We start from the raw sequence: 25,931 nt of genomic DNA, 5'->3' as shown, positions 1-25,931 counted from the left end.
CCTGATGCCCAACCGGCCAACCTGTAGGGCGTTGGCGTAGCCTGGCCGGAGGCCTTACCGCTGTTCACCCTGCTGAATCGAGGGCAGGCAAGCAGGATTTAGCACAACCTCTGATCTTTGGGCCATAGGCGACTCATTGATGACAGCCCCTAGTTCGCTCTTTTTTCTTGGGAAGAGTATGATTCATCCAGCCATGTTGGAGATTGGGGTGTGGGCATAGCGAGTCAAGGGGCACAGCCAGGGGCAGAGGGCACCGTCGCCATTCGAGGGGCACTGCTCGACTGTGTGGGCGATCCTTTCTATGAACCGGTGGCTCAGGCGGTGCGCTACATTGCCGATGGGCTGCTGGTGGTGCGCCGGGGCTACATTGAGGCGATCGGCCCCTATGCAGAACTCCAGCCGCAGCTGGGGGATATACCTTTGATTGACCGCCGGGGCTGCCTGATTACCCCTGGCTTTATCGATACCCATATTCACTACCCCCAGACGGGGATGATCGCTGCCTACGGCGAGCAACTGCTGGAGTGGCTCAACCGCTATACCTTTCCCACTGAGCGCAAGTTTGCTGACCCGACCTATGCGCGATCGGTGGCGGAGGTCTTTCTCGATGAGCTGCTGAAAAATGGCACTACGACGGCCCTGGTGTTTGCAGCGGTGTTTTCCGCTTCCGTAGAAGCCTTTTTTGAGGCTGCCGAAGCCCGCCACCTGCGCATGATCAGCGGCAAGGTGATGATGGATCGCAATGCGCCAGACTACCTCAGCGATACGGCCCAGTCAGCCTACGACGAGTCGAAGGCGCTGATTGAGAAATGGCACGGGCGGGGGCGACTGCTCTACGCGGTGACGCCTCGCTTTGCGGGCACCTCCAGCGAGGCGCAGCTGAGGCTGGCGGCGCGCCTGCTAGATGAGTTTCCCGATGTATATTTGCACACCCACCTGTCAGAAAACGTCAACGAGGTGGTCTGGATCAAAGAGCTGTTTCCGCAGTATGGCGGGTACTTGGATGTGTACGACCAGACGGGGCTGGTGCGAGAGCGATCGCTGTTTGCCCACGGGGTACAGCTTACCGACGCCGAATTTCAGCGGCTGTCAGCGGCTAAGGCGGCAATTTCTTTTTGCCCCACCTCTAATCTGTTCCTTGGCAGCGGGCTATTTCGTCTTGAGCAGGCTAAAGATCCCGAGCACCCGGTCAAGGTGGGTTTGGGGACTGACATCGGGGCGGGCACCAGTTTTTCAATGCTGCAAACCACCAACGAGGCCTATAAGGTAGCGCAGCTCCGGGGGCAAAAACTCTCGGCGTTTAAATCGCTGTTTTTAGCCACCTTGGGCGGGGCCAGAGCGCTGTGCTTGGAAGACCAGCTGGGCAGCTTTAACCCAGGTAATGAAGCTGACTTTGTCGTGCTTGACCCCAGGGCCACTCCGCTGCTGGCGCTGCGCAATGGGGGCGATATGCCCCATACCCTTGAGGAAGTGGAAGATCTGCTGTTTTCGCTGGTGATCATGGGGGGCGATCGCGCCGTTGCCGCCACCTACATCATGGGAGAGCTAGCCTATAGCCAGGCTGCGTAAGGCCCAGGTCGCGTAAGGCATTGTTACGGCGATCAATCTTGGGGAGCCTATTTTTTATAATAGGAGAGTAGCCGATCGCCCCTGGCCTGGCTCTATCGCTGACTCTGTTGCTACATTCTCTACCGCTATATTTCCCCTCAATTCAATCTGTGAACGGGGAACAGAGAGCCAAAAACGCGGGCCTGCAAAACAGGAGACTCACCGCCATGTTTAAAAAAATTCTCGTCGCCCTCGACAACTCTGCCCACCGGCAAGAGATTTTTGAAAGCGCCCTTAGCCTAGCCGAGGCTACCCAGGCTCAGCTCATGCTGATGCATGTGCTCTCCGCCTACGAGGAGGGTAGTCCTGGCGTTCCTATTCGCTCGTACCAGGCTTACTACCCGGTGCTCGAAGACTCTACCTGGCAGCTTTACCAAAAACGCTGGCAAGAGTTTGAAGCCCAGGGCGTTGCCCGCCTGCGAGAGGAGCTCGATCGCGCCACTAGCAGGGGGGTCACAGCTGAATTTTCCCAAGGTTCGGGGGAACCGGCGCCGATGATCTGCGACGTGGCCAACTCTTGGGGAGCTGACCTGATTATTGTCGGTAGCCACGGTCGCCGAGGGCTGAGCGAGATCCTGCTGGGTAGCGTCAGCAACTATGTCATGCACCATGCCAACTGCTCAGTCATGGTAATGCACCCCGTAGAGCGTCCCTCTACGGCCAGCGCCACCGCTACGGCCAGCGCCAGGGTCTAGCTAGCGATAGCTTCTAATCTGCTTGTGGGGCTGCTGCTTTTGAACCCAGGCGACAAACTTTTGTAGCCTGGGTTCTGCTTTGAGCTGGTCGAGGGTATTGAGTTTGCGAGCCAGGGTGGAGTTGTCAAAGAGGGTGTGGATCTGCTTATGGCAGGGGCGGCACAGCAGCACAGTGGCGCTGGTGGGTAGTCTGCGTCGCCGGGTGTACTGGCGAGGCACCAGATGGTGCTCGGTGAGGTCAGTGACGGGGCGATGGCATAACTGACAGGGCATGGCGTACAGAAGAGGCTAAGGGTAAACGGGGGTACGCTGAGCCAGCTACTGACCTTGCCATTGGCGAATTTCGGCCTGGGCCTGGTCGTAGGCTCCGGTGCCGGGAGGCACCAGATTGGCGGCAGAGATAGCACCAGGAATCTGGCCATCGGCGGCCCGGGCGCGGGCGATAGCCAGAATGTCTCGGCTCCACTGGTCGATGCGATCGCGGGCGATGGGCGACTCGGGGTAGTCGGGGGGAATTTGCTGCGCCAGGGCGATCGCCGCTTGAAACGAGGTGGCCTGGTCGGGCTGAAGCACGCTCTGGGCCTCTTGCAGGAGCTGGCGATTGATCTGCCGCTGCTCCCAGCGCTGGATTTGGGCCTGGGCCTGCCCCCAGGTCTCACCCTGGTCTTCGGGTACCAGCTGGGCGGCGGCGATCGCCCCTCCTAGATCGCCCGAGGCGGCGCGGCCCTCGGCCAGGTCAACAATCACCTGACTCCAGCGTTGAATATCGACCTGGGCCTGGTCGTAGGCGGGATCGCCCACGGGCACCTGGCGGGCCTGCTCAATGGCATCGTTAAACAGCGAGGCCGATAGAGGCTCGATCAGGCGGCGGGCTTCGTCGAGGGCGGCGTTGCCACTGAAACTGGCGCTGGCGTAGCCGGTTTCGGCCTGGGTGACCAGAGCCTCATAGTCAGCCGGGCGCTCGACCTCAGGGATCTGCCTGAGCCAGCCCAGGGCCTCACCAAACTGGCGCTGACTGAGGGCGCTGCGGGCCTGGCTGAGGGCTTCGGCCCCGCTGACTGCCGTGCCTGGAAATAGGGGCTCAACCAGTTCTGGAGTCGGGGCTGCGGGGGCCGGGGCCTCGGCTGGAGACGTTATGGGAGCCTGGGGCACATCAGGAGATAAAGGGGCGATCGCCTCAGGTGCTGCAGCTGGGCGGCGAAAGCTGCTCAGGTTTCGCCCCAGCAGCCCCAGCAGCCCTAACAGCAGCAGGCCCAGGGAGGCCATAGCCCATCGCTGCCAAGCAGAGGAGGCCGGAGCCGGGGATGATGCAATGGGGGAATCGCCGGGTTCTAGAGGTCGATCTGGAGAGGTTTCTGGGTACGGCTTGGGTAGCCGCTCTGGGGCCGGTCTTGAAGACGTCGGCTGCTCATCAGCGGCAGGCTCGGGCGAGGGCCGCCCCCCGCTCTGGTCAGGAGGCTGGGCAGAAATGGGATCTAGCTCACTGGGTTCGGGAGGAATCGGCCCTGGAGAAATCGGCCAGCTGGGGGAGATCGATGGGGTATAACCATCGCCCTCAGCCCTGTCAGGGAACGACTCTTCGGAATCTGGCAGCGTTCTAATGGGCATTTGGCCCACCAGGCTGGGGGGCACTAGCATTAGATACTGCTGCCCCTGAGGAATGACCGCTACGGGGTTTTGCACCGGGCGCCAGTGGTGTTGACAGAGCTGCGGCAGGCGATCGCTCAGATAGTCGACCACCTGGGTCAGGGTGAGACAGCCGTGAAACCGCATGGCTTCGATCAACGCCTCGGTAAAGAGTCCGTGGCGCACCGCCAGCGTCTCCTGGGAAAATTGGTCTGGCTGGCAGGAGAGCACCAGGGGTACGCCTAGACTCTGGGCCAGAGTCAGGGACTGAGTCCCCAATCCGCCGCTGCCGGGGGCAGCGCTGAGGGCGCTCTGGTGGCGGTTGATGTCGAGCATGACCACCGACTGGCGCTGATTGCCCTGGCTCAGCTGCGACAGCACCGCCTCAACCAAAATGCCGGTCTGCTCGATACGGTTGGGGTCGGCGTCGATGGGTAGCAGGTAGTCTTGCCCCTGCCACTGCACCCCATAGCCGCTAAAGAAAAACCACAGGGTATCGTCTGGGCCAGCGCGATCGCAGCTCTGCACCAGCCGCTGCCAGATCACCTCACGGGTGGGCGCCGCCGCCCCCTGATACACCATCGACGCCACATCGGTCAGCAGGGCGCAGTACTCGGCGGGCAAACCCACCTCATTGACCAAAAAATCTCGCAGTTCGAGAGCATCGAACTGTGCGTACATCAGGGGCTGAAGCGCATGATATTGATTGATGCCGACAATAATGGGCCAGTGGCTTGCCATGCCTGGGATATACCTCTGGGAGGGCGGGAAAAACACCTGCCATAGTATAGCGATGGCCATTGGGCTTAGAACACTGACCCTTGCCATCTGCCGGAGCAATCTTAGGGCTTGTCATCAATTTCAGCCGATACCCTGGTGGGATCAGCCTTGCCACGTCCGCCCCCGCCCACAGGCTAGGGGCTGTAACCCTTGAATTTAGGGCAAATTTAGGGCAATAGGTGCTCAGTTGATGACAGCCCCTAGGGCAGCGTGATCGCCTCTTGGGGGGCTAGGGTCGCGCGCCACTCCCGCAGGCGTAGCTGGGCCTGGGCGTAGGCCTCGGTTTGGGCCGGCACGGCTTCGGCTATGGCGATCGCCCGGCTGGGGTTCGAGAAAACCTCTGTCTCTGCCAGCCGCAGAATATCCCAGCTCCACCGGGTGAGAGCCTGGTTAGCCTCGTCATGCTGGGGGCTGCTCTGGGGCACCTGTTGGGCCAGACGCACCGCTTCTGCCAGGGCACTGACGGTGCCTGCCTGGGCGGTTTGGTAGGCCTGGCCTAGCAGCTGCTGCCCCTGGAGCTGCCCCCGCCAGGTGTCGATGCTAGTTTGAGCCTCGCTGTACAGCACCCGACCCGAGCCAATGCGCGACGCCAGGGCAACCGCTTCGCTGAGGCGACCCTGGGCCGCCAGCTGCCGCGCCTGGGCCAAGATGGGGCCATCCTCTGCCCGCTGCAAGTCGGCTCGCCACTCACCAATCTGTCGCTGGGCCTCGCTGTGCAGGGCACGACCCGAGCCAATCTGGCGAGCGGTGGCGATCGCCCCAGCCAGATCTCCCACCTGGGCCTGCTGCTCGGCCTGGCTCAAGATTGGGCGGTCTTCGACGGTTTCAATTTGCCCTCGCCAGCGGCTGATCTCGGTTTCAGCATCTTCCCAAGCCGGGTTGGAGCGCGAAACTTCTTGGGCGGCAATGATGGCGGCCTGGAGATCGCTGACCGTACCGGGGAGGGCCACCTGGCGCGCCCACTCTAGCTGGGTGCGGCCTGCCACCTCGTTTTGCCAACGGCGCAGGAGGGCCTGGGCCTTGCCGTAGAGGGGGCGATCGGCGCTGATGCTCTGGAGCCGCACAATGCCGCCCTCTAGGCCAGACAGGCCCCCCTGCCAGGAGATTTGGCTGGCGTCGATTAGGGTGCGCATGTCGGCGATCGAGTCGCCCAGGTTTAGGGTAGCCGGAATCGCGTCGAGCATTTGCCCAGCGGCCACGGCATCGCGCCGATCGAGGGCGTCCTCGGCCAGATCGAGCAGGTCTTGGCCAAATTCTCGTAGCACCGTCTGAGCCTCTCGGTGCACGGGGCTGTCAGCGGCAATGCCCTGGGCAATGGCGATCGCCTCTTCCATGGCCTTGAGAGTGCCCTGGCGGGCTAGCTCCTTGGCCCGTCCCAGTTCGTTGAGATCGTCTCGGGCAGCGGTGATTTTGCCGGTCAGCTCGTCGTACTTAACGGTTTCCCAGTGGGTGTTGCCCACGGTGAGCAGCTGAATTGCCTTGGCAAAGGCATCCTGAAACGCCAGCTGACCGAGGTCGGCCTCGGCGGCCTGATAGATCGTCTCGGCCTGCTGCCAAATCTCATTCCACTCGCCTACCCGCTGGGTGACCATCTGGGCCGCCGCCGTGTGGTTGGGAATGCGGCGAGCCATGCCAATGGCGCCGGATAGATCCCCCGCCTGAAAGGCATTTTCCGCCAGGTTAAGAATTTTTTCAGACCAGTCTTCGATGCGCAGGTCAATCTCGCCGCGCAGGGGATGGTCTGAGGGCAGCGACTCTAGCAGGGCGATCGCATCGAGATAACCCTCCACACTGGCCTGATCGGCATAGGCCTCGGCACATTGCAGCCGAGTGGTGGCCGATGCTGTCGGCCAAAAAATCGCCCGACAGTTAGGCAAGTTGGGAATGCGAAACAGACTGATGGCCGAAAATATCCCCACCCCCGTCACCGCTACCAGGGTACCCACCGTCCACATAGGCCACTGTTGTGCCAGGCGCTGTAGAGGGGTTAGCGGCGGCTTTGGGGGTGGAGCCTCTGCCCCCTGCCCACCGGCTACCTGCTGGCGCAGCTCAGCCAGGGGATCGTAATGAGCCCCATAGGCCCCGTGGTCGGCGGGCAGGGCCTCAGTGGGCAGAGCGACAGCGGGCATCTCAGGAGCGCGCGCTCCTGGCCGGATTGTCGGTCGACGTAGCCTCGCCTCGGCCTTTGGGTGGGGCGATCGCTCAGGGGTATTTGGGTTTAAAGCCATGCCCTTGTCCTAAACTCAGCCTCAGTATAGCCATGCGCTTGAGAAACGCAATGGCCACTGCTGCGAACGGGCCAGGGAAAGTCATCAGCCGCCCACTTGGTCTTTGTACTCGTCAGCGGTCAGGGTGTCGTCGAGATCGTCGAGATCGGTGGCCTTAACTTTGATCAGCCAGCCGTCGCCGTAGGGGTCGTCGCCAATCTGCTCTGGAGATTCAACCAGGGCCTCGTTGCGCTCAAGCACCTCCCCAGAGAGCGGGGCCTTGAGCTCTTCTACAGCTTTGACCGACTCCACAGTGCCAAATTTTTCGCCCTTCTCAAGACTGTCGCCAATCTCGGGCAACTCTAAAAACACGATGTCGCCCAGCTGATCGATGGCAAAAGCGGTAATGCCCACGGTGACGATGCCCTCGTCTTCGTCGACGCGGGCATACTCGTGGCTATCAAGATATTTCAGCGTTTCAGGATATTCAAATGCCATGGCATAACCTCACATTGCCCAGAAAACGTTGCCCAGAAAAATAAGGATGGTGCAGTAGCTAAGCAGATTGCCAGGAAAGAGAATACCAGCTTTATTTGGCATCTGGAGTCGCTGGAGGGCGAGCACTGCCCACCCGAGGAGAAACTTTTTCCAGAAGTCGCCCCAGCATCGCTTGTCTTGAATGACACACACAATCCAGTGCCAGTGTGCCACGAGTCGAGACATTTCGCGCCCGTAGGCACCGGCATCAGAGCCACCTGAGGAGCCCTTGCCCACGCACCGGCTTATCCGGCTCGATAAAATGGGCGCTTCACCACCGTTGCAGACTGGCCTTTTCCCCGGATCTCCACTTCGAGGGGTTGGCCAATTTTGGCCAACGGGGCCGCTACGTAGGCCAGGGCAATGGGGATATTGAGCGTCGGGGCTAGGGTACCGCTGGTGACGGTGCCCACGACTTGGCCCTGGTGTAGCACCGGGTAGCCGGGGCGGGCAATGTGGCGCCCCGCCATGGCCAGACCCACCAGGCGGCGGCTGACGCCGGTGGCCTTTTGGGCCTCTAGCACCGATCGCCCGACAAAGTCTGCCTTTTCGTCGAGGTGCACCAGCCAGCCCAGGCCCGCTTCTAGGGGGCTAGTGCTGTCATCGATGTCTTGGCCGTAGAGGGCCATGGCGGCCTCCAGGCGCAGAGTATCGCGGGCACCCAGGCCACAGGGGGCGACCCCGGCGGCAATGAGCGCCTGCCATAGGGTCTGGGCGGTGGCAGGATCAGTCATCACCTCAAAGCCGTCTTCGCCGGTATAGCCCGTGCGAGCCACAAAGGCTGGTTGCCCCAGCACCGGCCCCTCCCCATGGCTAAAGCGACCCAGCGCCGCCAGATCCAGGTCGGTGTGGGGCTGGAGCAGAGCGGCGGCCTCTGGCCCCTGAATCGACAGCAGAGCGCGATCGCGCGATTCATCCACCAGATCGATGGCGGTGCCAGCCAGGTGGTCGAGCAACCAGGTCTTGTCTTTGGCGGTGGTGGCCGCATTGACGATCAGGGCTACGGTCTCGGTGGCGGCTCCCTGGGGCGACTTGAGGTAGACAATCAAATCGTCAATGATGCCGCCCTGGGGGTTGAGCAGCACGGTGTACTGGGCCTGGCCAGGGGCTAGCCGAGCCAGGTTAGACGGTACCAGTCGCTGGAGCGCGGCAATTACTCCCGGCCCTGTCAGCGTAAATTTGCCCATGTGGGAGATATCGAACAGCCCGGCGCGATCGCGCACGGCCTGGTGTTCCTGTTTGATACCGCTAAACTGCACCGGCATAGCCCAGCCAGCAAACTCAGTCAGACGCGCCTGGTGCTCAACGCAGGCAGAATACAGCGGGGTTTGCAACAAAGCCATAGTTGGGAACTCTAAAATAACTCAGAGTCTACTGACAAAATGACCATCGGATTGGAGGAATACCGAGTCCAGCTTGGTATTTGTAGTTTCCCTCCAGGCAAAACTCCGCCTTTGGCCAGGGCTAGGAATCCCTAGCCCTGGCCCCCAAAAATTGGGGGCCAGGCTGAGAAAACCTGCTGTTACAAAAGTTTTTGTCGTAAAGTGCTGCCTCATCCTGGGCCTGGGGGTAGGTATGACGGGTCACCTCGGGCTGGCTGGCTGTGTTTCTCGAATGTGCATCCTATGATTGCTCTAATGCCCCACGGGTCTTGCTTTTTGTGGGATCCGTGGTTGACGTCTCTCCATGCGGTCGGCGACAGCCTAATTTTAGTGGCCTACTTTTCTATTCCAGGGCTGCTGCTGCTAAACCGGCAACATATTGCCGCTCAGATCCGCCCGGTACTGCTGTTGTTCGCCGCCTTTATTTTTAGCTGCGGCATTGGCCACGGCATTCGGGTGTGGAATATCTGGCATGCCAACTACTGGCTGGAGGGCAGCTGGAGCTGGGTCACTGCCACGGTCAGCCTCTACACCGCCTGGCAGCTCAAGGGTCTAGTGCCCCAAATGCTCAACACCCACAAAGACCTCATGGCCACCCGTGAGCTGGTGGAGCAAGATCCCCTGACCGGCATTGCCAACCGACGGGGGTTAGAAGCCAGCCTGGCTGCCTTACCCCACCAGAGCGCGATCGCCCACACGTTGGTGTTGATCGACCTAGACGGCTTCAAAGACATCAACGACACCTACGGTCATGTGGTTGGCGATCAGCTGCTACAAACGGTGGCAGAGATTTTGAGTGGCCACATTCGCGCCGTCGATCTAGCTGCCCGCATCGGTGGAGACGAGTTTGCCCTGCTGCTGGTGGGTTGCCCTCCCTCAGAGGCCAAAATCAAAGTTGAGTTGGTCAGACAGCAGATTGAAGCCATTCCCTTACCGGCCCTGGGCCACCCCGGTAGCTGCCCGCTGGTGTCGGCCAGCATTGGCATCAGTGAGCTCAGCCTCGACCAGGGGCTGGTCTACAGCTATCAGCAGGCCGACATGGCCCTCTACCGTGCCAAAAAGAGCGGCAAGAACCAGATTCAGATAGCCCCCACGTCGCAGGCGGTGCCAGAGTGAGCTGCGAGTGAGCCCGCGCCAGCTATTTACCGTTTAAGCCGTTAATTTTTGACAAATCCGCCCAGATCGGGGCGATAGCGAGCCACAAACCCGCCGTGGGCATCGTAGATAGCCACCTGGCGATCGATCTGGTGACTGGTCGTGATGATCTGCTCGATCAGCTGCTGGGTACTGACGCTAATTTGGTTGGTAAAGGCAAAGGTGCCGTCGGCGGCGGGGGGCGTAATCGCCTGGCGCAGCGGTTCGGCATACTGACTCGACAGCACCACCTGAATTTGGCTGGGGTCTTCGCGCACGGTGCAGGGGGTAGCCGAGAGTTCGCAGAGCTGGGCCAGGGTAGTCGTCAGAGTTTGCAGGGCGACGGCGTTGCGCAGACGGTTTTGGGCATTGGCCATGGCGGGCTGGTAGGTCTCTAGCAGCACGGCACCCTCCTCCGCCAAAATCGTATCGGCGGGAATTTGCCGGGCGCTGCCCACCGCCTGCCGCCACTGGGTTACCGCCAGGGTCCACTGACCTTTGGCTTCGTAGGCGGCGGCGGCGCGGGCGGCCTGTACCGCCTGGTTGTAGTGATGGGCACCGGCCTCTTCGAGGGTGGCTCGGTTGGTCGATCGCAGCCGCTGCTGCTGGTAGTCTCGAAGCTGGGCTTGGGCCTCGCCGTAGGCCATGGTGCCCTGGGGAATCAGCGTCAGCCCCTTGATGGCGGCCTGCCACTCTTTGTCGGCCAGTTGCCAACCCGCCAGGGAGTTGGCGGTGTCCATCCGCTGACGGGCCAGGTTGCCGGTTTGAATGGCGGTACTAAAGTTGGCTTCGGCTTCTTCTTCGGCCACGATGCGGCGGCCAATGGCGCTGTGGTTGTTGCGGTACTCCCGCAGCTTTTGCTGGGCAACGTCAAAGGCCGGGCTCTCAGCCGGAATGTCTGCCAGCAGATCCATCGACTGCTTCCACAGTAGGTGCACTTTCACCCAGCGCTCGACCGGGTGGGGCGGGTCTTGGCTCAGGTTAGCCGCCTCTCGGGCGATCGCCTGGGCCTGGATCAGCGCGTTGAGCGAGGCCACGCTGCCCTCGTAGCGCTGGAGATCGGCCTGGGCCTCAGGGTAGCGAGATGACCAGGTGGGAATCGGGGTGAGCAGATCTATGGCGGTTTGAATGTCGGCCTGGGCTGCCGCCAGGTCATCGCCACTAGAGCTACCAGCCAGGGTTTCTTGGGCCTGGTCATAGAACTCGTTAGCCTGATCGAGGCGATCGCAGCTACCCACCACACAGGGCCGCAACAGAGCATAGGCAAAGGCCCCACTGCCCACCAAAATGAGCGCCGCCAGGCCATAGCTCCAGTAGTAGCCCAGCGATCGCACCCCCTGCTTGGCCCAGTGCTGCCCCTGCTGTAGCCATGGGTTGGGCGGCGGCGGTTGAACAGTCACATCGGGCAGAGCCAGCGCCTGGTCGCTAAAAGAGGCCATAGCCGGCAGCGCTTCCTCGGGGTGAAGAACACTCGCGCCAGGTGCTGCCGCAGGAGAACTGCCTGCCGCCCGACCAGCGGCGGAGCCCGTCGTCTCAGCCTCACCCAAGCTGCCATCGATCGCAGACTCTTCTCCATGTTCGGCGGCGGCGGTTCGATCGGTGGCTGGGGCCACGGGGAACAGCAGCTGGGCGGCATCTTCAGGGTGCCAAGTGAACGTGTGGAAGGCGTAGGGCTGAGTTGCTCCTACAAGCTGGAGAGCAATGCGTACCGATAGCTCAGCTGTCAGCGCCCAGTCGGCCTCGGGCAGCCCCACCGTCGGCACCAGCTCCCGAAAGGCCGCCTCCAGCTCCCGCAGCAGATCGTTGGGCTCCCCTACCTCCGGTGCCGGGTGATCGGCCAGCAATAAGAGCCGCCCCGATCGCTCAGAACAGCCGATCTGGGTGAGCCCAGGGTAGAGATGAGTCTCCTTGAGATAGCTGGCAAAGGCCTGTTCGAGAAGCTCAAAGCCCCTCGAACCCGTAGAGATAAACGGTGAAAGTGAGGTCATAGAATACCGGTGGATACTGCTCCAGACAGCAATGCTCCAAAGCGCAAACCGCCGCCCGAATGACCTGGCGAAACCCGGTCAGCCTGAGCCAACCTGCCCATACCCCAAGGCTGATTGCGGCCAGCAGAAAGGGGGGATTTTTCGTGCGGAAATTTTCCCACGCTCAGGGGAGCATTGGGCTGCGGTCGAGATTTCCCTAGTGAGTATGCTAGATCAAGGTTGATATTCTGAGCCAAGATAAAGTAAATCCAAGCCCAGGGGCAGAGGGTTGGTTGGCCGTGACGGGGGAGACACACCGCCATGGGCGCTCCCAGCTTAGCGAGTTGCGATGCCGACCCTGGGGAGAAGGGTTTTGACAAGTCACTTAGAGTAGGTCGCGGTGCTAATTCTAATTGTCGAAGACGAAACCGAAATTGCCCGTCTGATCCGGCTTTACCTGGAGAAAGATGGCTTCACCTGCGAGGTCTGCGAAGACGGCGAAACGGCTCTGCGCTACCAGCAGACCCTCCAGCCCGACCTGATCATTCTCGACGTGATGTTGCCTAAGCTAGACGGTCTTGAGGTCTGCACCCGCATTCGCCAGGGGCCGGGGGCCAAAGACCCCTACATTCTCATGCTCACTGCTCGGGGAGAAGAGATCGATCGCATCATCGGTCTCTCTACCGGTGCCGACGACTATTTGGTCAAACCCTTCAGCCCGCGAGAGCTGGTGGCCCGGGTGCGAGCCCTGCTGCGTCGCAGCCTGCGCCACGGCCAAGAAGCTCCGAGCCAAACCTATCGCACCACCCACTTCAGCCTTGACCTTGACCAGCGCATCGCTCAGCGCCAAATTGCCCCCAGCGAGACCGAGCTGCTCGATCTCACGCCCCTGGAGTTTGACCTGCTGGCCACCTTCATGAGCTACCCCGGTCGGGTGTGGAGCCGCCACCACCTGATCGAAAAACTCTGGGGCGAAGATTTCTTTGGCGACGAGCGGGTGGTCGACACCCATATCGCCCGCCTGCGCAAAAAAATCGAGCCCGACTCGTCGCAACCCACCTTTGTCAAGACAGTGACCGGCGTTGGCTATCGGTTTGAGGATGAGTCGGGCTAGGGAATTGTTGTAGGTTTGAGACGCAGATCAAACCACAACTCTCTGTACGCCATGGCTCTCTGGCAGCTCGACCAAATTCGCATTGTTTTAGTAGAGCCAGCGGGGCCGCTCAATGTGGGGGCTGCGGCCCGGGTGATGAAGAATATGGGGTTGCATCACCTGGTGTTGGTCAACCCTCAGTGCGACCCTGGAGACGAGTCGGCCCGGCGGATGGCGGTGCATGGGGCCAATGTGCTCGCCGCTGCCACCACCGTGGCCAGCCTGCCCGAGGCGCTGGTGGGGTGTCAGCGGGCGATCGCCACTACCGGTCGTCTGCACCGCCAAGACCAACCTCTAGAACCCCCAGAAGTGGCGCTACCCTGGCTATTGCCCCCTGACCCCGCCCACCACTTTGCCACCGCCCTGATCTTTGGCCCCGAAGATCGGGGGCTGAGCAATGCTGAGCTGGTCTATGCCCAGCGCTGGGTGCGCATTCCGGCCAGCGACGACTACCCCTCGCTCAACTTGGCCCAGGCGGTGGCGGTGTGCAGTTATCTAATGCACCGAGCCGCCACGGCAGAGGCCCCCGCCGCAACCGCTATCTCTGAGAAGTCGCCCGTCGTCGATACACCCGCTGCTGCGCTGGAACAGATTGAGGGGTTTTATCAAGACTTGGAAATTCTTTTGCTAAAAATCGGTTATCTTTACCCCCATACCGCTGCCAGCCGGATGGCAAAGCTGCGGCGATTATTACATCGGGCAGGGCCAGATCACCAGGAGTTAGCTATGCTTAGGGGCATTCTACGCCAGGTCAACTGGGCGGTAGAGTCTTCCTCCAAGGGGGCTAGAGGCTCTGGGGAGTTTCCCTCGGGCAGTTAGGTTACAGATCAAATTACCCAAGGGCAACCCATCTGCGAAGGAACCGTTCTAGGTGGTCTGACCGCAGTGGGTTAGCCAGATAGCGGGCACCCTAGGTAACTGTCAGCCAGGTAATGGGCCAAGACACATACGGCACAGGCAGGATATATGTCTCAGTACGACGATTCTCGCAATCCCTTTTCTTCGGCCTCAGGTCGTTCCGATGCCAGGTCGCCTTGGGATGAGCCTACACCGGGCCCTAACCCTCCCCAAGATGGCCTTCAACTACCAGGCGAGGCGAGTGGCCTCTGGGATAATGACGGCACCCAGCGTCCTTCGCCCATGGCTCGACGTCGCAATCAGTGGCGACAGCACCAGCAGCTAGCTCCAGATTTTGGCGCTCCAGCGGCGGCAGCTGAGCCACCCCGGTCGACTGCCCGCAACGCTTCGCTGCCCAGCTTTAGGCGTCCGGTGCCCGCTCCTGGCCCCACTCCCTCGGGCGATCGCCCCGGCGCTCCAGCTCTGGGCAATATTTCGGCCCCAGACATGGCCGCAGCCAGCAGAAATTCGCTACAGATGCATCCCCATAGCTTTCAGGCCCCTCCTGGCGCTGCCCACAGTCTGCAATTTCAAAATACTCCGCTGCCCCGGCCCGGCCTGGGTAGTCCTAGGCTGGGCGATCAGTCTGTCACCGGGTTGGCCTCGCCCCCCAGCCCTCTGCCTGCCAACGTTACGGTGCTGCGCCCCTCAGACCCCAGGCGGGTAAAGCAGCGACCAAATTCAGCGCCCGCTCCGGTTGACCGATCCCTGGGGGAGGCTGTCACCGGTACCGGACTGCCGACAAACCGTCGCCCATCGCGGCTGGGGAAGGCTCGGCGACGGTTATCTAACCCACCCCTGCCGCTGCTCTACCTGATTCGGCTAGTGATCTTGGGCGTGGGTGTAGCGGCGATCGCTGGCACCCTGCTGTCGGTGCTCAATCCGGTTAATGTGGCCTCATCTCAGTCTGGAGCGCCCCCAGAGGCCCAGGCGCGAGGCGCTAATGTCGGTGTTTTGGCCCAGGGAACTCAGGCTAGTGCGATCACAGACCTGCGCCTGACCAGCGAAATTACTCGTCTTAAGGGGGAGCTAGAACGATTGGCTACCCTGACCCCTGGCCTAACCCCGGCGGCCTTTGCCATCGATTTAGACTCAGGTCAGTACGTCGATCTGGGTGGGGCCGAGATGATACCGGCAGCCAGCACCATCAAGGTGCAGATCTTGATTGCTTTTTTGCAGCAGGTTGATGCGGGCACCCTGGCGCTCAACCAGGCTCTGACGCTGCAAGAAGAGTACATTGCGGGCGGGTCGGGCAATATGCGCGGCGAGGCTGTCGGCACCGAATACACCGCGTTGGAAGTGGCTACTCGCATGATTGTGATTAGCGATAACACCGCCACCAATATGATGATTGCCGCCCTGGGTGGCATTGAGGCGCTCAACCAGACCTTTGCCGCCTGGGGGCTAGAGTCTACTCTCCTGCGCAACCCCCTGCCCGATCTAGAGGGTACCAATGTGACCAGCGCTAAAGATCTGGCGTTGATCATGGCTCTGGTTGACCAGGGGGGGCTGCTGACGCCGCGATCGCGCGATCGCCTGTTCAGCATCATGCAGCGCACCCAAAATGACAGTCTGATTCCTTCGGGGATCGCCGATCGCTCCCTCAGGGCCAACAAAACCGGCGACATTGGCTCAATGCTGGGCGATGTCGCCCTGATCGATGTGCCCAACGGCAAGCGCTATGCCCTGGCCCTGCTGGTGCAGCGACCCAACAACGATGGCCGCGCCAGCGAACTGATCCGCCGCATGACCGAAACCATCCATGCCGAAATGGCCCAGCCGGTGGCCCCCGTGGGTAACGCCAACACGCCTCAGCCCACCCCAGCTGGAGAGTTTGCCCCCTCTGAGGGCTCGTCCCCAGGGGATTCGGGAGAGTTTGCCCCCCCGGCTATGGAGCCCTCTGGGGCCGTGGAAAACCCAGGTGGCTCAGAGCCGGTTAACCTAGCCCCAACCGAGCGCCCCCCCGCACGGGATGAAATTCCACCGGGTTAGCTCCAGCGCCAAACCATTTTGGCCCCAGACTATCGGGGTCGCACAATAAAGGGCGTGTCAATGCGGGGTGCCCGCAGCTGGAGCACCAGCGCCTGGTAGACGGCGGCACAGACGTCGGCGCGGCTGGCCACCCGGTTGGGGTTGAGCAGAGCCACCTCGGGCACGTTGACCACTAGCCCCAGATAGGTCGCTTTAGCGATCGCATCTACGGCATAGTCGGGGATCAAGGTGCGATCGCGGTACAGATTGAGCAGCGATCGGTTGCCGGTCTGGTTGGGCAGCAGCGCCAGCCCCGCCACCAGCGCCACCCACACCTGGGCCCGCAGCATTGGACTCTCAGGCCCAAAGGTCTGGTCGGGAAAGCCCGAGAGAAAGCCCCCCCGGTAGGCGACCTGAATAGCGCTCGCCCCCCAATAGCCCGCTGGCACGTCGCGAAACAGCTGAGGGGGCCGGCGGGGGGCGGGGGCAAAGGCGCGGCTGACCAGGGCGGCAAACTGAGCCCGGCCCATGGGCTGGGTGGGGTTAAACCGGCCCGCGTCGTCGCCCTGCACCAGACCCAGGTTAAACAGCCCCTGAATAAAATCCATGGCCCAGTGGGTCTGAATATCGGGAAACGAACTGCGGGCGGTGGCCACGGGCGGCGGTGACACCCCCCCAGTTTCCAATCGAGGCGCTTTTTCCTGGGCCACCAGGCTCTGGTAGATCAGCACGGCGATCTCGGCCCGAGTCATGGTCTCTAGGGGCCGCAGCAGGGCCGGGTCGGGGTGGTTGACCACCAGGCCTGCCTGGGTGGCCGCCGCCAGGGCATCGATGGCATAGCTGGGAATCTGGGCGCGATCGCGGTAGACCCCCAGCACGCTGGCCGGGGCGGGGGGCAGCTTTAGCCCCGTCGCCACCGCCACGATCGCCTGCACCCGCACCATGCCCTGGTCAGGGCGAAAGGTCTGGTCGGGATACCCGCCCAAAAAACCTCGGCGCTGGGCTATGTCAATGGCGCTGGCGGCCCAGTGGCCAGCGGGCACATCGCGAAAGACGACCGCCTCTCGGGCGATCGCCGTCGATCCGTAGCTGGCCGCCACCAGAGCCGCAAACTGGGCGCGGTTAATGGGGTCATTGGGGCGGTAGGTGCCGTTTTCATAGCCCTTCACTAGACCGCGATCGGCCAGCGCTTCGACGTAGGCCACCGCCCAGTGGTTGCTCAGATCGCTAAAACGAGTCGGTGGGACCGCTACCGGCGCGGGAGATGGCCCCACTGGTGCCGGGGGCGGCAAGGTCTCCTCCGGGGGCGCACCAGAAGATACCCCAGAGGAGGCTTCAGTAAGGGGGGGAGATGCAGGGCGATCGCTGAGCAGCATCGGCGGCACCGCCGTCAAGTCAGGACGCTGGCTAGCGGCCAGGGTAATGGCTCCAGTGAGCCCCTGGGGCACTAGGTCATTGCCCACCGCCACCAGCCCCTGGCGGCTGTCGTTGCGCACATCGCCCTGGCGGTTGTAGCGAATGATGTTGCCCGCCGGGTCATCGGGCTGGCCCAGATCGGGGCGGCCACTGTCTTGCACCACCAGGCCAGTAGTCTGATTTTGCACCAGGCGATTAAATCGCAGCACCGGGCTGGCGCTGCCCGCCACCTGTATGCCCACCTGATTGTTGCTGCACTGGGTATTGCGCACCAGCGGAGCCGCCGTTTGACCGCTGTAGATACCGGTGGCGCAGCGCTCGACAATGCAGTCTTGCACCTCTCCCCGCGCTCGATCGACAAAACTGAGGCCGCGATCGCCGCTATTCTCCACCAGGGTTTTGGCTACTAGGGGCTGGGCGTTGCCGCCCACCTGCACCCCCACCTGGCACTGACTCAGCCGACAGCCCACCACCGAGGGCGCGCCGGAGGCAATCAAAATCCCCACCCCCTGGGGGTTTTGTACCGTCACTCCCCGCAGCTCGCTCTGGTCATCCATGACCAGAGCGGTCAACGTATTCCCCGGCCCAGGGCCACCGCCGGTAATCACCACCCCCTGGCCCTGGGCCGCTTCCTGACCGGTCACTTGCACCCCGTCGGGCAGCGTCAGGGGAAACCGTTCGCCTGTGGCAGCGCTATAGCTGCCGGTGGCCAGCCTGATCAAGGTGCTGCCCTGGGCGGCACCGAGGGCAGCGGTCAGGGTTTTGTAGGGCAGGTGGGGGCGGCCCGAGGGTTGGTCAACCCCCCGGCCAGGGTCAACATCTAGAATCTTGGCAGAGGTATCCAATGGGGGTGTCCTAATGGCAGTGAGAGCTACAGCAGCAGGCCCAGGAGATCGCTATAAAATATTGCTACGACAGAATATCGCTATGATTGAACCAGCTAAAAGGATAGGTCGAAACCTGTGATTGCGGTTGCTGTTAGCCTGAATTTAGGAATTGCGCTGTTTTGTTTTTACGTCGCCTGGCGGCTGTGGCGGCTGACCCAGACCCTGGGGGCCGTGGCCGATGCCATGGTGGTCTGGGAGCGCAGCACCCACAACACCCTCAATCCTGCCGTCATTCCCCCAGCGATTTTGCTAGGGCAGCGGGGTACGGCGCGGCTGCGCAAGAGCTACGCCCAGCTGCAACGGCAGCTACTCCAGCTGCAGCAGGTGGTAGCGGTAGTGAGTCTATTGCCCATGGCCAGCCGCTGGGTTGGCCTGGGTAGCCGCCCTCGCCGGTTTAGCCCTCGGGGGCAGGTCGCCCAGACCAAAAAACGATAGGATTGCCTTAGCCTTGGGTGGCCTTGGCTGCCCAGGCTCACCCTTAGGGAGAGTGTACTGTGAGCGATAATCAGTCTGGTCGATTTTTAGGCGGTTTACTAGTGGGCGCGGCCATGGGTGCGGTCGCCGGTCTACTGGTGGCTCCCCGTACCGGGCGTGAAACCCGGCACATTTTGAAAAAGTCTGCCGATGCCCTACCGGAGCTGGTAGAAGACCTTTCTAGCTCCGTCTACCTCCAGGCCGATCGCCTGTCTGAGACGGCTCTAGTAAACTGGGAACACACTCTCACTCGTCTGCGAGAGGCGATCGTCGCCGGGCAAGCGGCCAGTCGCCAGGAGTACGAGCAGCTCATCAAAGCCCCGACCGCCACCACTAATGGCTCTGCCCAAGAGTAGGAGCATTTTCTTTGGTCGATCCGCTGTTCTGGCTAGCTCTGTCGTTTTTGTTAGTCGTCATCAGCCTGACGGCGGTGCTGATGGTGGCCATTCCTGCCCTGCGGGAGCTGGGCCGAGCGGCCCGCAGCGCCGAAAAGCTGTTTGACACCCTGGGGCGCGAGCTGCCCCCTACCCTAGAGGCCATTCGCCTGACCGGGCTAGAGATCACTGAGCTGACCGACGATGTCACCGAAGGGGTGCAGAGCGCTGGCCAGGTGGTACAGCAAGTCAACCAGAGTCTGACCTCAGCCCAGACGGGGGTCAAGCGTCTCAATACTGGCACCAAGAGCCTGTTTGCCGGGGCCAGAGCGGCTTGGCGCGCCCTGACTACTGACGAGCCGCCGAGGGCTGGGCGACGGCCTTCTCCCCCAGGCAAGGCGCTTGCCCGCGCTGACGCACTCGATGAACCCGAAGCGCGATTGGATCTAAAAGAGAATCAGAGCCATCTCCCGCCGCATTCTCGATCGGTTCTCAACGATCAGAGGCACCGCGACGCAGAGACTAGGAGCTTTACCCTAGAGCCCTCGTCGGCCGATGGCGATCGCCCCCTTGACGACCACCTCAGCCCGATGCCCCTAGAGGCCGACTCAGCCCCCTTTCCGGCAGCCGAAACCGAACTTGCTGAGCGGCCTGCCCAGCGATCGCCGCAGGAAACCAACCGCAACCCCTAACTCACCAGACGGGCTACCAGTTTCACTTCAAACACGCCTTCAAAGTAGTCTTTTTTGTAGTCTAAATTCCACAGTTCTGAGGCGCAGTCGTCGTTGGGGTTGGCGGCTTTGACCTCCATATTCAGCTGGTGGGCGTCGGCGTCAAAGTGGCAGTGGATGCTCTTGACCGCGCCAATGCCCCGGCGATCGAGGGCCACGGCCAGACGCAGCAGGGCGCTCAGCTGGGTAATCATCTGGCGATGGTAGCGGGTGGGCAGGTTGCTGTAGTTTTCATGCTTTTTCTTCGGCGCGCTCTTGCGGTGGTAGCGGGCAATGTTGGCAATCACCTCTAGCTCAGTTTCGGTATAGCCCAACAGCTCACCGTGGCGAATCAGGTAGTAGGAATGCTTGTGGTGGGAGGAGTGGCTGATGAAGTGGCCGCTGTTGTGGAGAATAGCGGCGGCCCAGAGCAGCTCTTTCTCCAGGTTGCCCCAGCTGTGCAGGCTGCTGTGGGTCTGGTCAAACAAATCGATGGCAAACTGGGCCACCCGCTGGGAGCGCTCAAGGTGCACTTTGTATTTTTTGGCGGTTTTGAGAATATTGCGCTGGCGGACTGACTTCTGAAACTGCATCCGGTCTTCGATCAGACCGTGGGTGAGCATCCAGTCGACGACCACTCCTTCCCGCAGGGCTCGCTCGCAAATGGTGATGTGTTCGGCTTTGAGCAGGCCCATGGCCTCGTGTAAAATCACCGCCCCAGCGACAATGATCTCGGCTCGTCGGGGCGACATATCTGGCATGTCTAGCCGCTGGGCATAGGTCGCCTGCCGCAGCTTCTCCACTAGGCGAGAGATGTCTTCATAGCTCATCCGAAAGCCGTTTAGCGGGTCGGGCACCAGCCCTAGGCGGTCGGTGGCGATCTGGGCCGCCAGACACTCGATGGTGCCCGAGGTGCCCATCAGCTGCATGGGCTCTTCGGGCTGGAGGTGCTGCTTCAGCCCGGTGGTGTTGGACTCTAGCATGCCCCGCACGTAGGCCCGCAGGGCGGTGAACTCAGCGTCTGAGATCGGGTCGGTGGAGACCATCTGAGCTGTGAGCCGTACCGCCCCCACCTTGGTACTGCTGAGAAAGCGGTGGGGTTCGCCGGTGCCCAAAATCAGCTCGGTGGAGCCGCCGCCAATGTCAATAATGGCGTGGGGCTTGCCGTTAAATTCCATGCCCGAGAGCACGCCGAGGTAGATGCGGCGGGCCTCTTCGGTGCCAGAGATGAGGTTGATGGCGAGGCCGACTTCTCGATAGACCCGATCGATAAAGTCTTTGCCGTTGCTGGCTTCCCGCACGGCGCTGGTGGCGACGGCGATTACGTCTTCAGCTTTGAGACTGGTGGCGATCGCACAGCAGCGCTTCAGGGCGTTGATGGCTCGCTCCATGGCAGCCTCCGACAGGCCGCCGGTTTTTTCGTTGAAGTCGCCCAGGCGAACGGTCTCTTTTTCGCGATCGACAATGCTAAAGGCGGGCAGGTCGGGCTGAATTTTGACCACCACCATGTGGATGGAGTTGGTGCCCACGTCGATGGCGGCCAAAATGCGATCGCTGGTAATTTCGGGTGGGGCAAAGGCTGAGAAATCGGTCATGGGAAGGCTCATCGCCGGGGCTAGAGAAAGGGAGCTGCCATTCAAGGCCTTGCTGCTCTGTTTCAAATCTTACCTGTCTAGACCCAACCCATCGGCGCCGTGGAAAAACTTTATTCACGCTATAGCCGCCGTCACACCCCTTAGAACAGTCCACCATGGCCTGTAGCAATGGCTACAGGCCATGGTGCTATCCCCAGTCTCGCCAAGCATCATCGCTATAGTTTTTGGGCCGAGAGCCGCCCGAGGCTAAACCGCTGGGTTTTCTCTCTGCTTCAGCCGCTACACTCAGTGAGGACAAGCGCTGGACAGGCCATGACCGTTGACTACGATGGGGTAATTTTGGGCGGCACTGTGCAGGGCCGCGTTGCCGCCGCTCTGGCTGCCCGAGAGGGTGCCCGCATCGCCCTAGTAGAGCCGCCGGGAGCCATCGATCGCCAGCTGCGCCGTCAGTTGCTGATCGCCGGGTTGGCCCAAGCCGCAGCTTTTAGCTGGAGCCAACTCCAGGAGCGCATTGTCGCCCTGGAGGCGATCGCCTATCCCCACTTGCATCTCGACTACCTGGCCAGCGGCGGCGTCGATGTGGTGGCCGAGGCCGGGCAGTTTAGCCTCCGGCCCCGGCTGGCAGTGGTCACCGCCAGCCGCCAGCTGCGATCGCGCCGCTACCTGCTCGCCCCCGGCACTCAGTTCACTGTGCCCGAGATTCCAGGGCTGGCGGCAACCCCGTACCTCACTCTCGATACCCTGTCAGATCTCGATACCCTGCCGGAGTCGGCCCTGGTGCTAGGGCGCAGCGGCGGTGCGATCGCCCTGGCCCAAGCCCTGGCCCAGCGGGGCACCCAAACCACCCTAGTGAGCCGAGGTGACTCTTTACTACCCACCGAAGACACCGATATGTCCGCTTTTATCGCCGCTCTGCTGGAGGCCGCCGGGGTCACCCTGTGCCTGGGTGCCCAGATTGAAGCGATCGCCCACCAGGATTGCTATACGCTAACCCTGGCCGACGGCTCGGTGTTGACAGGGGCGGTGCTGATCGTTGCCACAGCCCCTGAAGCCGAAGTCGAAGGCCTCAACTTGGGGAGCCTGGGCATTTACCCCCGGCGGGTACATGGTCGAGCCACGGCCCTACCGGTAGACGATCGCCTGGGTACTGCCCACCCCCGCGTCTTTGCCTGCGGCCCCGCCCTGGGCGGCTACTGGGCCGACGCCACCGACCACAGCGATGTCGCCCTGGCCCTGCACAATGCTCTCTACCTGCCCTGGCGGCAGTTCTCCTGGCTCAACCGTCCGGCCCAGCTCTACACCAGTCCAGCCTTTACCCGCCTGGGTCTGACGGCTGCCCAGGCTCGGCGCTGGTACGGCAGCGAGGCCGCCGTGGTGCAGGTGCCCTTTGGCCATGTGCTCAAAGCTCACTGGGGTGACGACATTACCGGCTTTTGTCGCTGGCTGGTGCACCGCAATGGGCAACTGCTGGGAGCCCAGATCTGCGGCCCCGGTGCCAGCGAGCTGATACAGGTCGTCGCCCTGGCGGTGCACCAGCAGATTCCTCTCCAGCAGATTGAGCGGCTGTCTGCTCTGCCCCACAGCCTGGCCACCCTGCTGCCCATGCTGGTAGATGAATGGCAGAGGCAGCGCTGGCAGCCGGGCACCTGGCGCCGCGACTGGGCCGAAAACTGGTTTAACTGGCGGCGATCGCGCCCTCGCTCCTAGACCACCGCCGGGCGGCGATCGCTGACCAGGGCAACAAAATTAGACAGCATCACCAACCCAGCGGGGGCCGACTTTTCGGGGTGGTACTGCATGGCCATCACATTATCTCGGGCGATCGCCGCCGTCACGGTCTGGGTACCATGGGTCACCGTGGCCGCATTCACCCCTGGGTCAGCCGGGTCGGCGTAGTAGGAATGCACAAAATAGACCCAGTCGCCCTCGGTCACCCCCTGCCACAGAGGGCAATGGGGCTGAGTCAGACTCAGCTGGTTCCAACCCATATGGGGAATGGTAATGCCCGGCTCGGGCTTAAACTTGCGAATGCGGCCCGGAATGATGCCCAGCCCGGCCTCGCTGCCCTCATCGCTGCCCTCAAACAGCAGCTGTAGCCCCAGGCAGATGCCCAAAAAGGGTTTACCCGCCGCAATTTCTCGCCTGATCGGCTCCACCAGACCCGTCTGACGTAGGTGTCGCATGGCTGGGTCAAAGGCCCCGTCTCCCGGCAGCACCAGGGCATCGGCAGCCTCTAGATCGGCCACTGACTGGGTAATGTGCGGCGTCGCCCCCGCCAGCGCCAGCCCCTTGCAGGCCGAGTGCAAATTGCCCATGTCGTAGTCAATCACGGCAATAGTCGCCATACCTGCTCCTGAATCTTTACTCTGCTTGGGCGGGGAGATTTACACTCTATCGTACCTAGCGGCCCCAGCTAGATTTTGGCTTGTAGATATGGTGATGGCCATGGCGTTGCTACGATTGCGTATCTTAGAGAGCAGAGGGCTTTGCTGCTAGGGATGCGCAGCTTAACGGTGTACCCAGCTGCCTACGGCAGTAGCTGATTTGCTGGCCAGGCCCTAGCGTCGCCGCGAGCGAGACTTAGGCCCCATGAGCCCCAGCAGTGGCCCCAACACCAGACCAAAGACAAACCCGCCGGAGTGGGCCCAGTAGGCGACCCCGCCAGCGCCCAGATTTACCTCGCTGCTGAGGCTGGCCAGGCTAAAGAGCGCCTGCTGCACAAACCAAAACCCCAAAAAGAAAATGGCGGGAATGCGAACAGTGGTAAAGAAGATAATCAGCGGAATCAGGGTGACAATATGGGCTCGAGGGAAGCGGAGAATATAGGCCCCCATCACCCCGGCGATCGCCCCACTGGCCCCAATGGTCGGCACCGTGGAGGCGGGGTCAAACACCCACTGGGTCAGGCCTGCCAGCACCCCACAACCCAGGTAAAAAATCAAAAACCGCAGGTGCCCCAGATGATCTTCAATGTTGTTGCCAAATACCCAGAGGTAGAGTAGGTTGCCCCCAATGTGAAAAAAGCCGCCGTGCAAAAACTGGGACGACACCAGGGTAACCCACTCGTAGGCGGGGGCTTGCATCGCGCCTCTAAAGCTCTCGCTGAGCTGGGCTGGCACCAGCGCCCAGGCATCAAAAAAATTGTCTAGCCCCTGCCGCGACAGGTTGAGTTGAAATAAAAACATTGCAATGTTTAGCCCGATCAGCCCGTAGGTAACCACAGGGGTAATGCTGGTGGGGTTGTCGTCACGGAGGGGAACCACGGCCTATACCTAACGCAAGCCTCTATTGTAGAGAGGTCGCCACATTCGGCAGAATTTCGAGGGTGCCGCTGGTGCTATCTAGACGGGTCATGGCCCCTACGGGCAGCGCTGCGTTGTCGCCGTCATGGCCAAAGGGCAGCTCAGACACCACCGGTAAGCCTAGATCTCCCAAGCGATCGCGCAGCACCGCCGCCACCTCAAAACTCGGCCCTCCAGCGGGTGGCTCGCAGCGGCTAAACCGACCCAGGGCAATGCCTTTCACACCCTCAAATTTTCCCAACATGCGCCAGTGGGTGAGCATGCGATCGATTCGGTAGGGAGCCTCGGTGACATCTTCAAAGGCGAGAATAGCGCCCTTGAGATCAGGCTCATGGGCGGTGCCCAGCAGGTGCGTTGCCACCGTCAGGTTGGCGGGCCACAGCCGCCCCGCAGCACTACCCTGACCCCAGCCCTCTCCCCGCAGAGGGGAAATCCCATGGCCCATGACCAGAGCCTTGAGCCGCTGTTGCGACCAGTCGGGCTCTGCCGCCAGGGTGGTCAGCAACGGCCCATGAACGCCGACAACACCTTGTTTACCCAGGCTCCACAACAGGCTGGTGATATCTGAAAAGCCCACCACCCACTTCGGTGGCAGGTGGCTGGGCCAGTGCCAACCCTCTAGCAGGCGGGTGCCGCCGTAGCCTCCCCGGGCGCAGAGAATGCCTTTATAGGTGGGGTCGGCTAGGGCATGGCCCAACTGCTGCCGCCGGTGGTCGTCGGATCCGGCCAGGTAACCCCACTGTTCGCCCACCCCTGGGCTGACATCGACGGTAAACCCCCAGCTGCGCCACACCTCTAGCCCCTGGTTAAAGCTCTCTAGCTCCCGCAGGGCACCGCTAGGAGCGATCGCCCGCAGGCGATCGCCCGACTGGAGTGGTGGCGGGTAGCGTAGACCAGTGGCACTGCTGGGTTGACTCACTCCTTAGACCCCTCTCTACAAACGCACTTCAACAGGCTGGCCCTAGGGCGGCTCTAGGGCCGCTTTCTAGACCATCTTACCTGGGGGGTGATTGCTATACTTAACAAAACGTTACAAAACAGAGTTGACCCATGACAAAATCGTCTCCTTCCACCGAGCCCCGTGAGTGGGGCTTTACCCCCGCAGCCGAAAGCCTAAACGGACGGCTGGCAATGCTCGGCTTTGCCTTTGCAGTGGTGATCGAGCTGCTCAGTGGCCAGGGCGTGCTGCATTTTCTCAATCTGGTTTAGGGCCACC

22 protein-coding genes are annotated in these 25,931 nt (G+C 61.8%); 11 read left to right on the top strand and 11 right to left on the bottom strand.

All coding sequences use genetic code 11. The features are described from left to right. The first annotated feature begins 216 nt into the window (after positions 1–216). Positions 217–1,569, top strand: a complete 1,353-nt coding sequence (gene guaD / locus AC0QKW_RS15685) for a guanine deaminase (RefSeq protein WP_473152051.1) — start codon at positions 217–219, stop codon at positions 1,567–1,569. A gap of 206 nt (positions 1,570–1,775) precedes the next feature. Next, positions 1,776–2,303 carry a universal stress protein gene (locus tag AC0QKW_RS15680; RefSeq protein WP_473152015.1) on the top strand — a complete coding sequence of 176 codons (528 nt, stop codon included), beginning with the start codon at positions 1,776–1,778 and terminating at the stop codon, positions 2,301–2,303. Here AC0QKW_RS15680 and AC0QKW_RS15675 read toward each other — a convergent pair whose 3' ends face one another. The 5 genes from AC0QKW_RS15675 to gcvT form a co-directional block, all read right to left on the bottom strand. Continuing rightward, positions 2,304–2,576 carry an HNH endonuclease gene (locus AC0QKW_RS15675; protein WP_473152014.1) on the bottom strand — a complete coding sequence of 91 codons (273 nt, stop codon included), beginning with the start codon at positions 2,574–2,576 and terminating at the stop codon, positions 2,304–2,306. It lies immediately after the preceding gene. Between the two features lie 45 nt (positions 2,577–2,621). After that, positions 2,622–4,670, bottom strand: coding sequence for a caspase family protein (locus tag AC0QKW_RS15670; protein WP_473152013.1), 2,049 nt, complete (start codon positions 4,668–4,670; stop codon positions 2,622–2,624). Between the two features lie 239 nt (positions 4,671–4,909). After that, positions 4,910–6,937, bottom strand: a complete 2,028-nt coding sequence (locus AC0QKW_RS15665; protein WP_473152012.1) for a chromosome segregation ATPase — start codon at positions 6,935–6,937, stop codon at positions 4,910–4,912. Positions 6,938–7,021: 84 nt separating this feature from the next. Continuing rightward, positions 7,022–7,414 carry a glycine cleavage system protein GcvH gene (gcvH, locus tag AC0QKW_RS15660; protein ID WP_473152011.1) on the bottom strand — a complete coding sequence of 131 codons (393 nt, stop codon included), beginning with the start codon at positions 7,412–7,414 and terminating at the stop codon, positions 7,022–7,024. 284 nt (positions 7,415–7,698) lie between these two features. Further along, the gene (gene gcvT, locus AC0QKW_RS15655) at positions 7,699–8,796 is read right to left on the bottom strand and encodes a glycine cleavage system aminomethyltransferase GcvT (RefSeq protein ID WP_473152010.1); all 1,098 of its coding nucleotides are present in this window, start codon (positions 8,794–8,796) and stop codon (positions 7,699–7,701) included. A gap of 282 nt (positions 8,797–9,078) precedes the next feature. On the opposite strand from gcvT, the gene AC0QKW_RS15650 reads away from it, so the two are divergent. Continuing rightward, on the top strand, positions 9,079–9,951 hold the full coding sequence (locus AC0QKW_RS15650) for a GGDEF domain-containing protein (protein ID WP_473152009.1): 873 nt from the start codon (positions 9,079–9,081) through the stop codon (positions 9,949–9,951). Between the two features lie 41 nt (positions 9,952–9,992). On the opposite strand, the gene AC0QKW_RS15645 is transcribed toward AC0QKW_RS15650, so the two are convergent. Beyond that, positions 9,993–11,957: a hypothetical protein gene (locus AC0QKW_RS15645; RefSeq protein ID WP_473152008.1), complete on the bottom strand. Its 1,965-nt coding sequence runs from the start codon at positions 11,955–11,957 to the stop codon at positions 9,993–9,995. A gap of 379 nt (positions 11,958–12,336) precedes the next feature. Between AC0QKW_RS15645 and AC0QKW_RS15640 the strand changes: the two genes are divergently transcribed. The 3 genes from AC0QKW_RS15640 (at position 12,337) to AC0QKW_RS15630 (ending at position 15,978) form a co-directional block, all read left to right on the top strand. After that, positions 12,337–13,050 (top strand): response regulator transcription factor, encoded by a 714-nt coding sequence (locus AC0QKW_RS15640; protein WP_473152007.1) that lies wholly within the window; start codon positions 12,337–12,339, stop codon positions 13,048–13,050. Between the two features lie 51 nt (positions 13,051–13,101). After that, a complete protein-coding gene (locus tag AC0QKW_RS15635; protein ID WP_473152006.1) occupies positions 13,102–13,908 on the top strand; it encodes an RNA methyltransferase in 807 nt (268 codons plus the stop codon). Positions 13,909–14,229: 321 nt separating this feature from the next. Further along, on the top strand, positions 14,230–15,978 hold the full coding sequence (locus AC0QKW_RS15630) for a serine hydrolase (protein ID WP_473152005.1): 1,749 nt from the start codon (positions 14,230–14,232) through the stop codon (positions 15,976–15,978). Positions 15,979–16,007: 29 nt separating this feature from the next. Here AC0QKW_RS15630 and AC0QKW_RS15625 read toward each other — a convergent pair whose 3' ends face one another. Continuing rightward, a complete protein-coding gene (locus AC0QKW_RS15625; RefSeq protein WP_473152004.1) occupies positions 16,008–18,218 on the bottom strand; it encodes an S-layer homology domain-containing protein in 2,211 nt (736 codons plus the stop codon). Between the two features lie 117 nt (positions 18,219–18,335). On the opposite strand from AC0QKW_RS15625, the gene AC0QKW_RS15620 reads away from it, so the two are divergent. Genes AC0QKW_RS15620 through AC0QKW_RS15610 form a run of 3 tightly spaced genes read left to right on the top strand, consistent with a single transcriptional unit; the run spans position 18,336 to position 19,800 of the window. Beyond that, positions 18,336–18,695 (top strand): hypothetical protein, encoded by a 360-nt coding sequence (locus AC0QKW_RS15620; protein WP_473152003.1) that lies wholly within the window; start codon positions 18,336–18,338, stop codon positions 18,693–18,695. Between the two features lie 59 nt (positions 18,696–18,754). Further along, positions 18,755–19,090 carry a YtxH domain-containing protein gene (locus tag AC0QKW_RS15615; RefSeq protein WP_473152002.1) on the top strand — a complete coding sequence of 112 codons (336 nt, stop codon included), beginning with the start codon at positions 18,755–18,757 and terminating at the stop codon, positions 19,088–19,090. 11 nt (positions 19,091–19,101) lie between these two features. Beyond that, the gene (locus tag AC0QKW_RS15610) at positions 19,102–19,800 is read left to right on the top strand and encodes a hypothetical protein (RefSeq protein WP_473152001.1); all 699 of its coding nucleotides are present in this window, start codon (positions 19,102–19,104) and stop codon (positions 19,798–19,800) included. On the opposite strand, the gene AC0QKW_RS15605 is transcribed toward AC0QKW_RS15610, so the two are convergent. Continuing rightward, positions 19,797–21,413: a Ppx/GppA phosphatase family protein gene (locus AC0QKW_RS15605; protein ID WP_473152000.1), complete on the bottom strand. Its 1,617-nt coding sequence runs from the start codon at positions 21,411–21,413 to the stop codon at positions 19,797–19,799. The genes AC0QKW_RS15610 and AC0QKW_RS15605 overlap by 4 nt on opposite strands. Positions 21,414–21,725: 312 nt before the next feature. Between AC0QKW_RS15605 and AC0QKW_RS15600 the strand changes: the two genes are divergently transcribed. After that, positions 21,726–23,120, top strand: a complete 1,395-nt coding sequence (locus AC0QKW_RS15600) for an FAD-dependent oxidoreductase (RefSeq protein ID WP_473151999.1) — start codon at positions 21,726–21,728, stop codon at positions 23,118–23,120. Here the strand turns inward: AC0QKW_RS15600 and hisH are convergent. The 3 genes from hisH to AC0QKW_RS15585 all read right to left on the bottom strand — a co-directional run bounded on the left by hisH (position 23,117) and on the right by AC0QKW_RS15585 (position 25,634). Then, positions 23,117–23,758 (bottom strand): imidazole glycerol phosphate synthase subunit HisH, encoded by a 642-nt coding sequence (gene hisH, locus AC0QKW_RS15595; protein ID WP_473151998.1) that lies wholly within the window; start codon positions 23,756–23,758, stop codon positions 23,117–23,119. The genes AC0QKW_RS15600 and hisH overlap by 4 nt on opposite strands. Positions 23,759–23,971: 213 nt before the next feature. Then, complete coding sequence (locus AC0QKW_RS15590) at positions 23,972–24,676, bottom strand: rhomboid family intramembrane serine protease (RefSeq protein ID WP_473151997.1); 705 nt, start codon at positions 24,674–24,676, stop codon at positions 23,972–23,974. Between the two features lie 22 nt (positions 24,677–24,698). After that, on the bottom strand, positions 24,699–25,634 hold the full coding sequence (locus AC0QKW_RS15585) for a S66 peptidase family protein (RefSeq protein WP_473151996.1): 936 nt from the start codon (positions 25,632–25,634) through the stop codon (positions 24,699–24,701). Between the two features lie 131 nt (positions 25,635–25,765). On the opposite strand from AC0QKW_RS15585, the gene AC0QKW_RS15580 reads away from it, so the two are divergent. Beyond that, positions 25,766–25,924: a chlorophyll a/b-binding protein gene (locus AC0QKW_RS15580; RefSeq protein WP_473151995.1), complete on the top strand. Its 159-nt coding sequence runs from the start codon at positions 25,766–25,768 to the stop codon at positions 25,922–25,924. Positions 25,925–25,931 lie beyond the last annotated feature (7 nt).

It is taken from the genome of Pseudanabaena sp. PCC 9330 (assembly GCF_055795045.1).
Note: the sequence above shows the minus strand (reverse complement) of the source record. Positions and strands in the feature narration are given on the sequence as shown.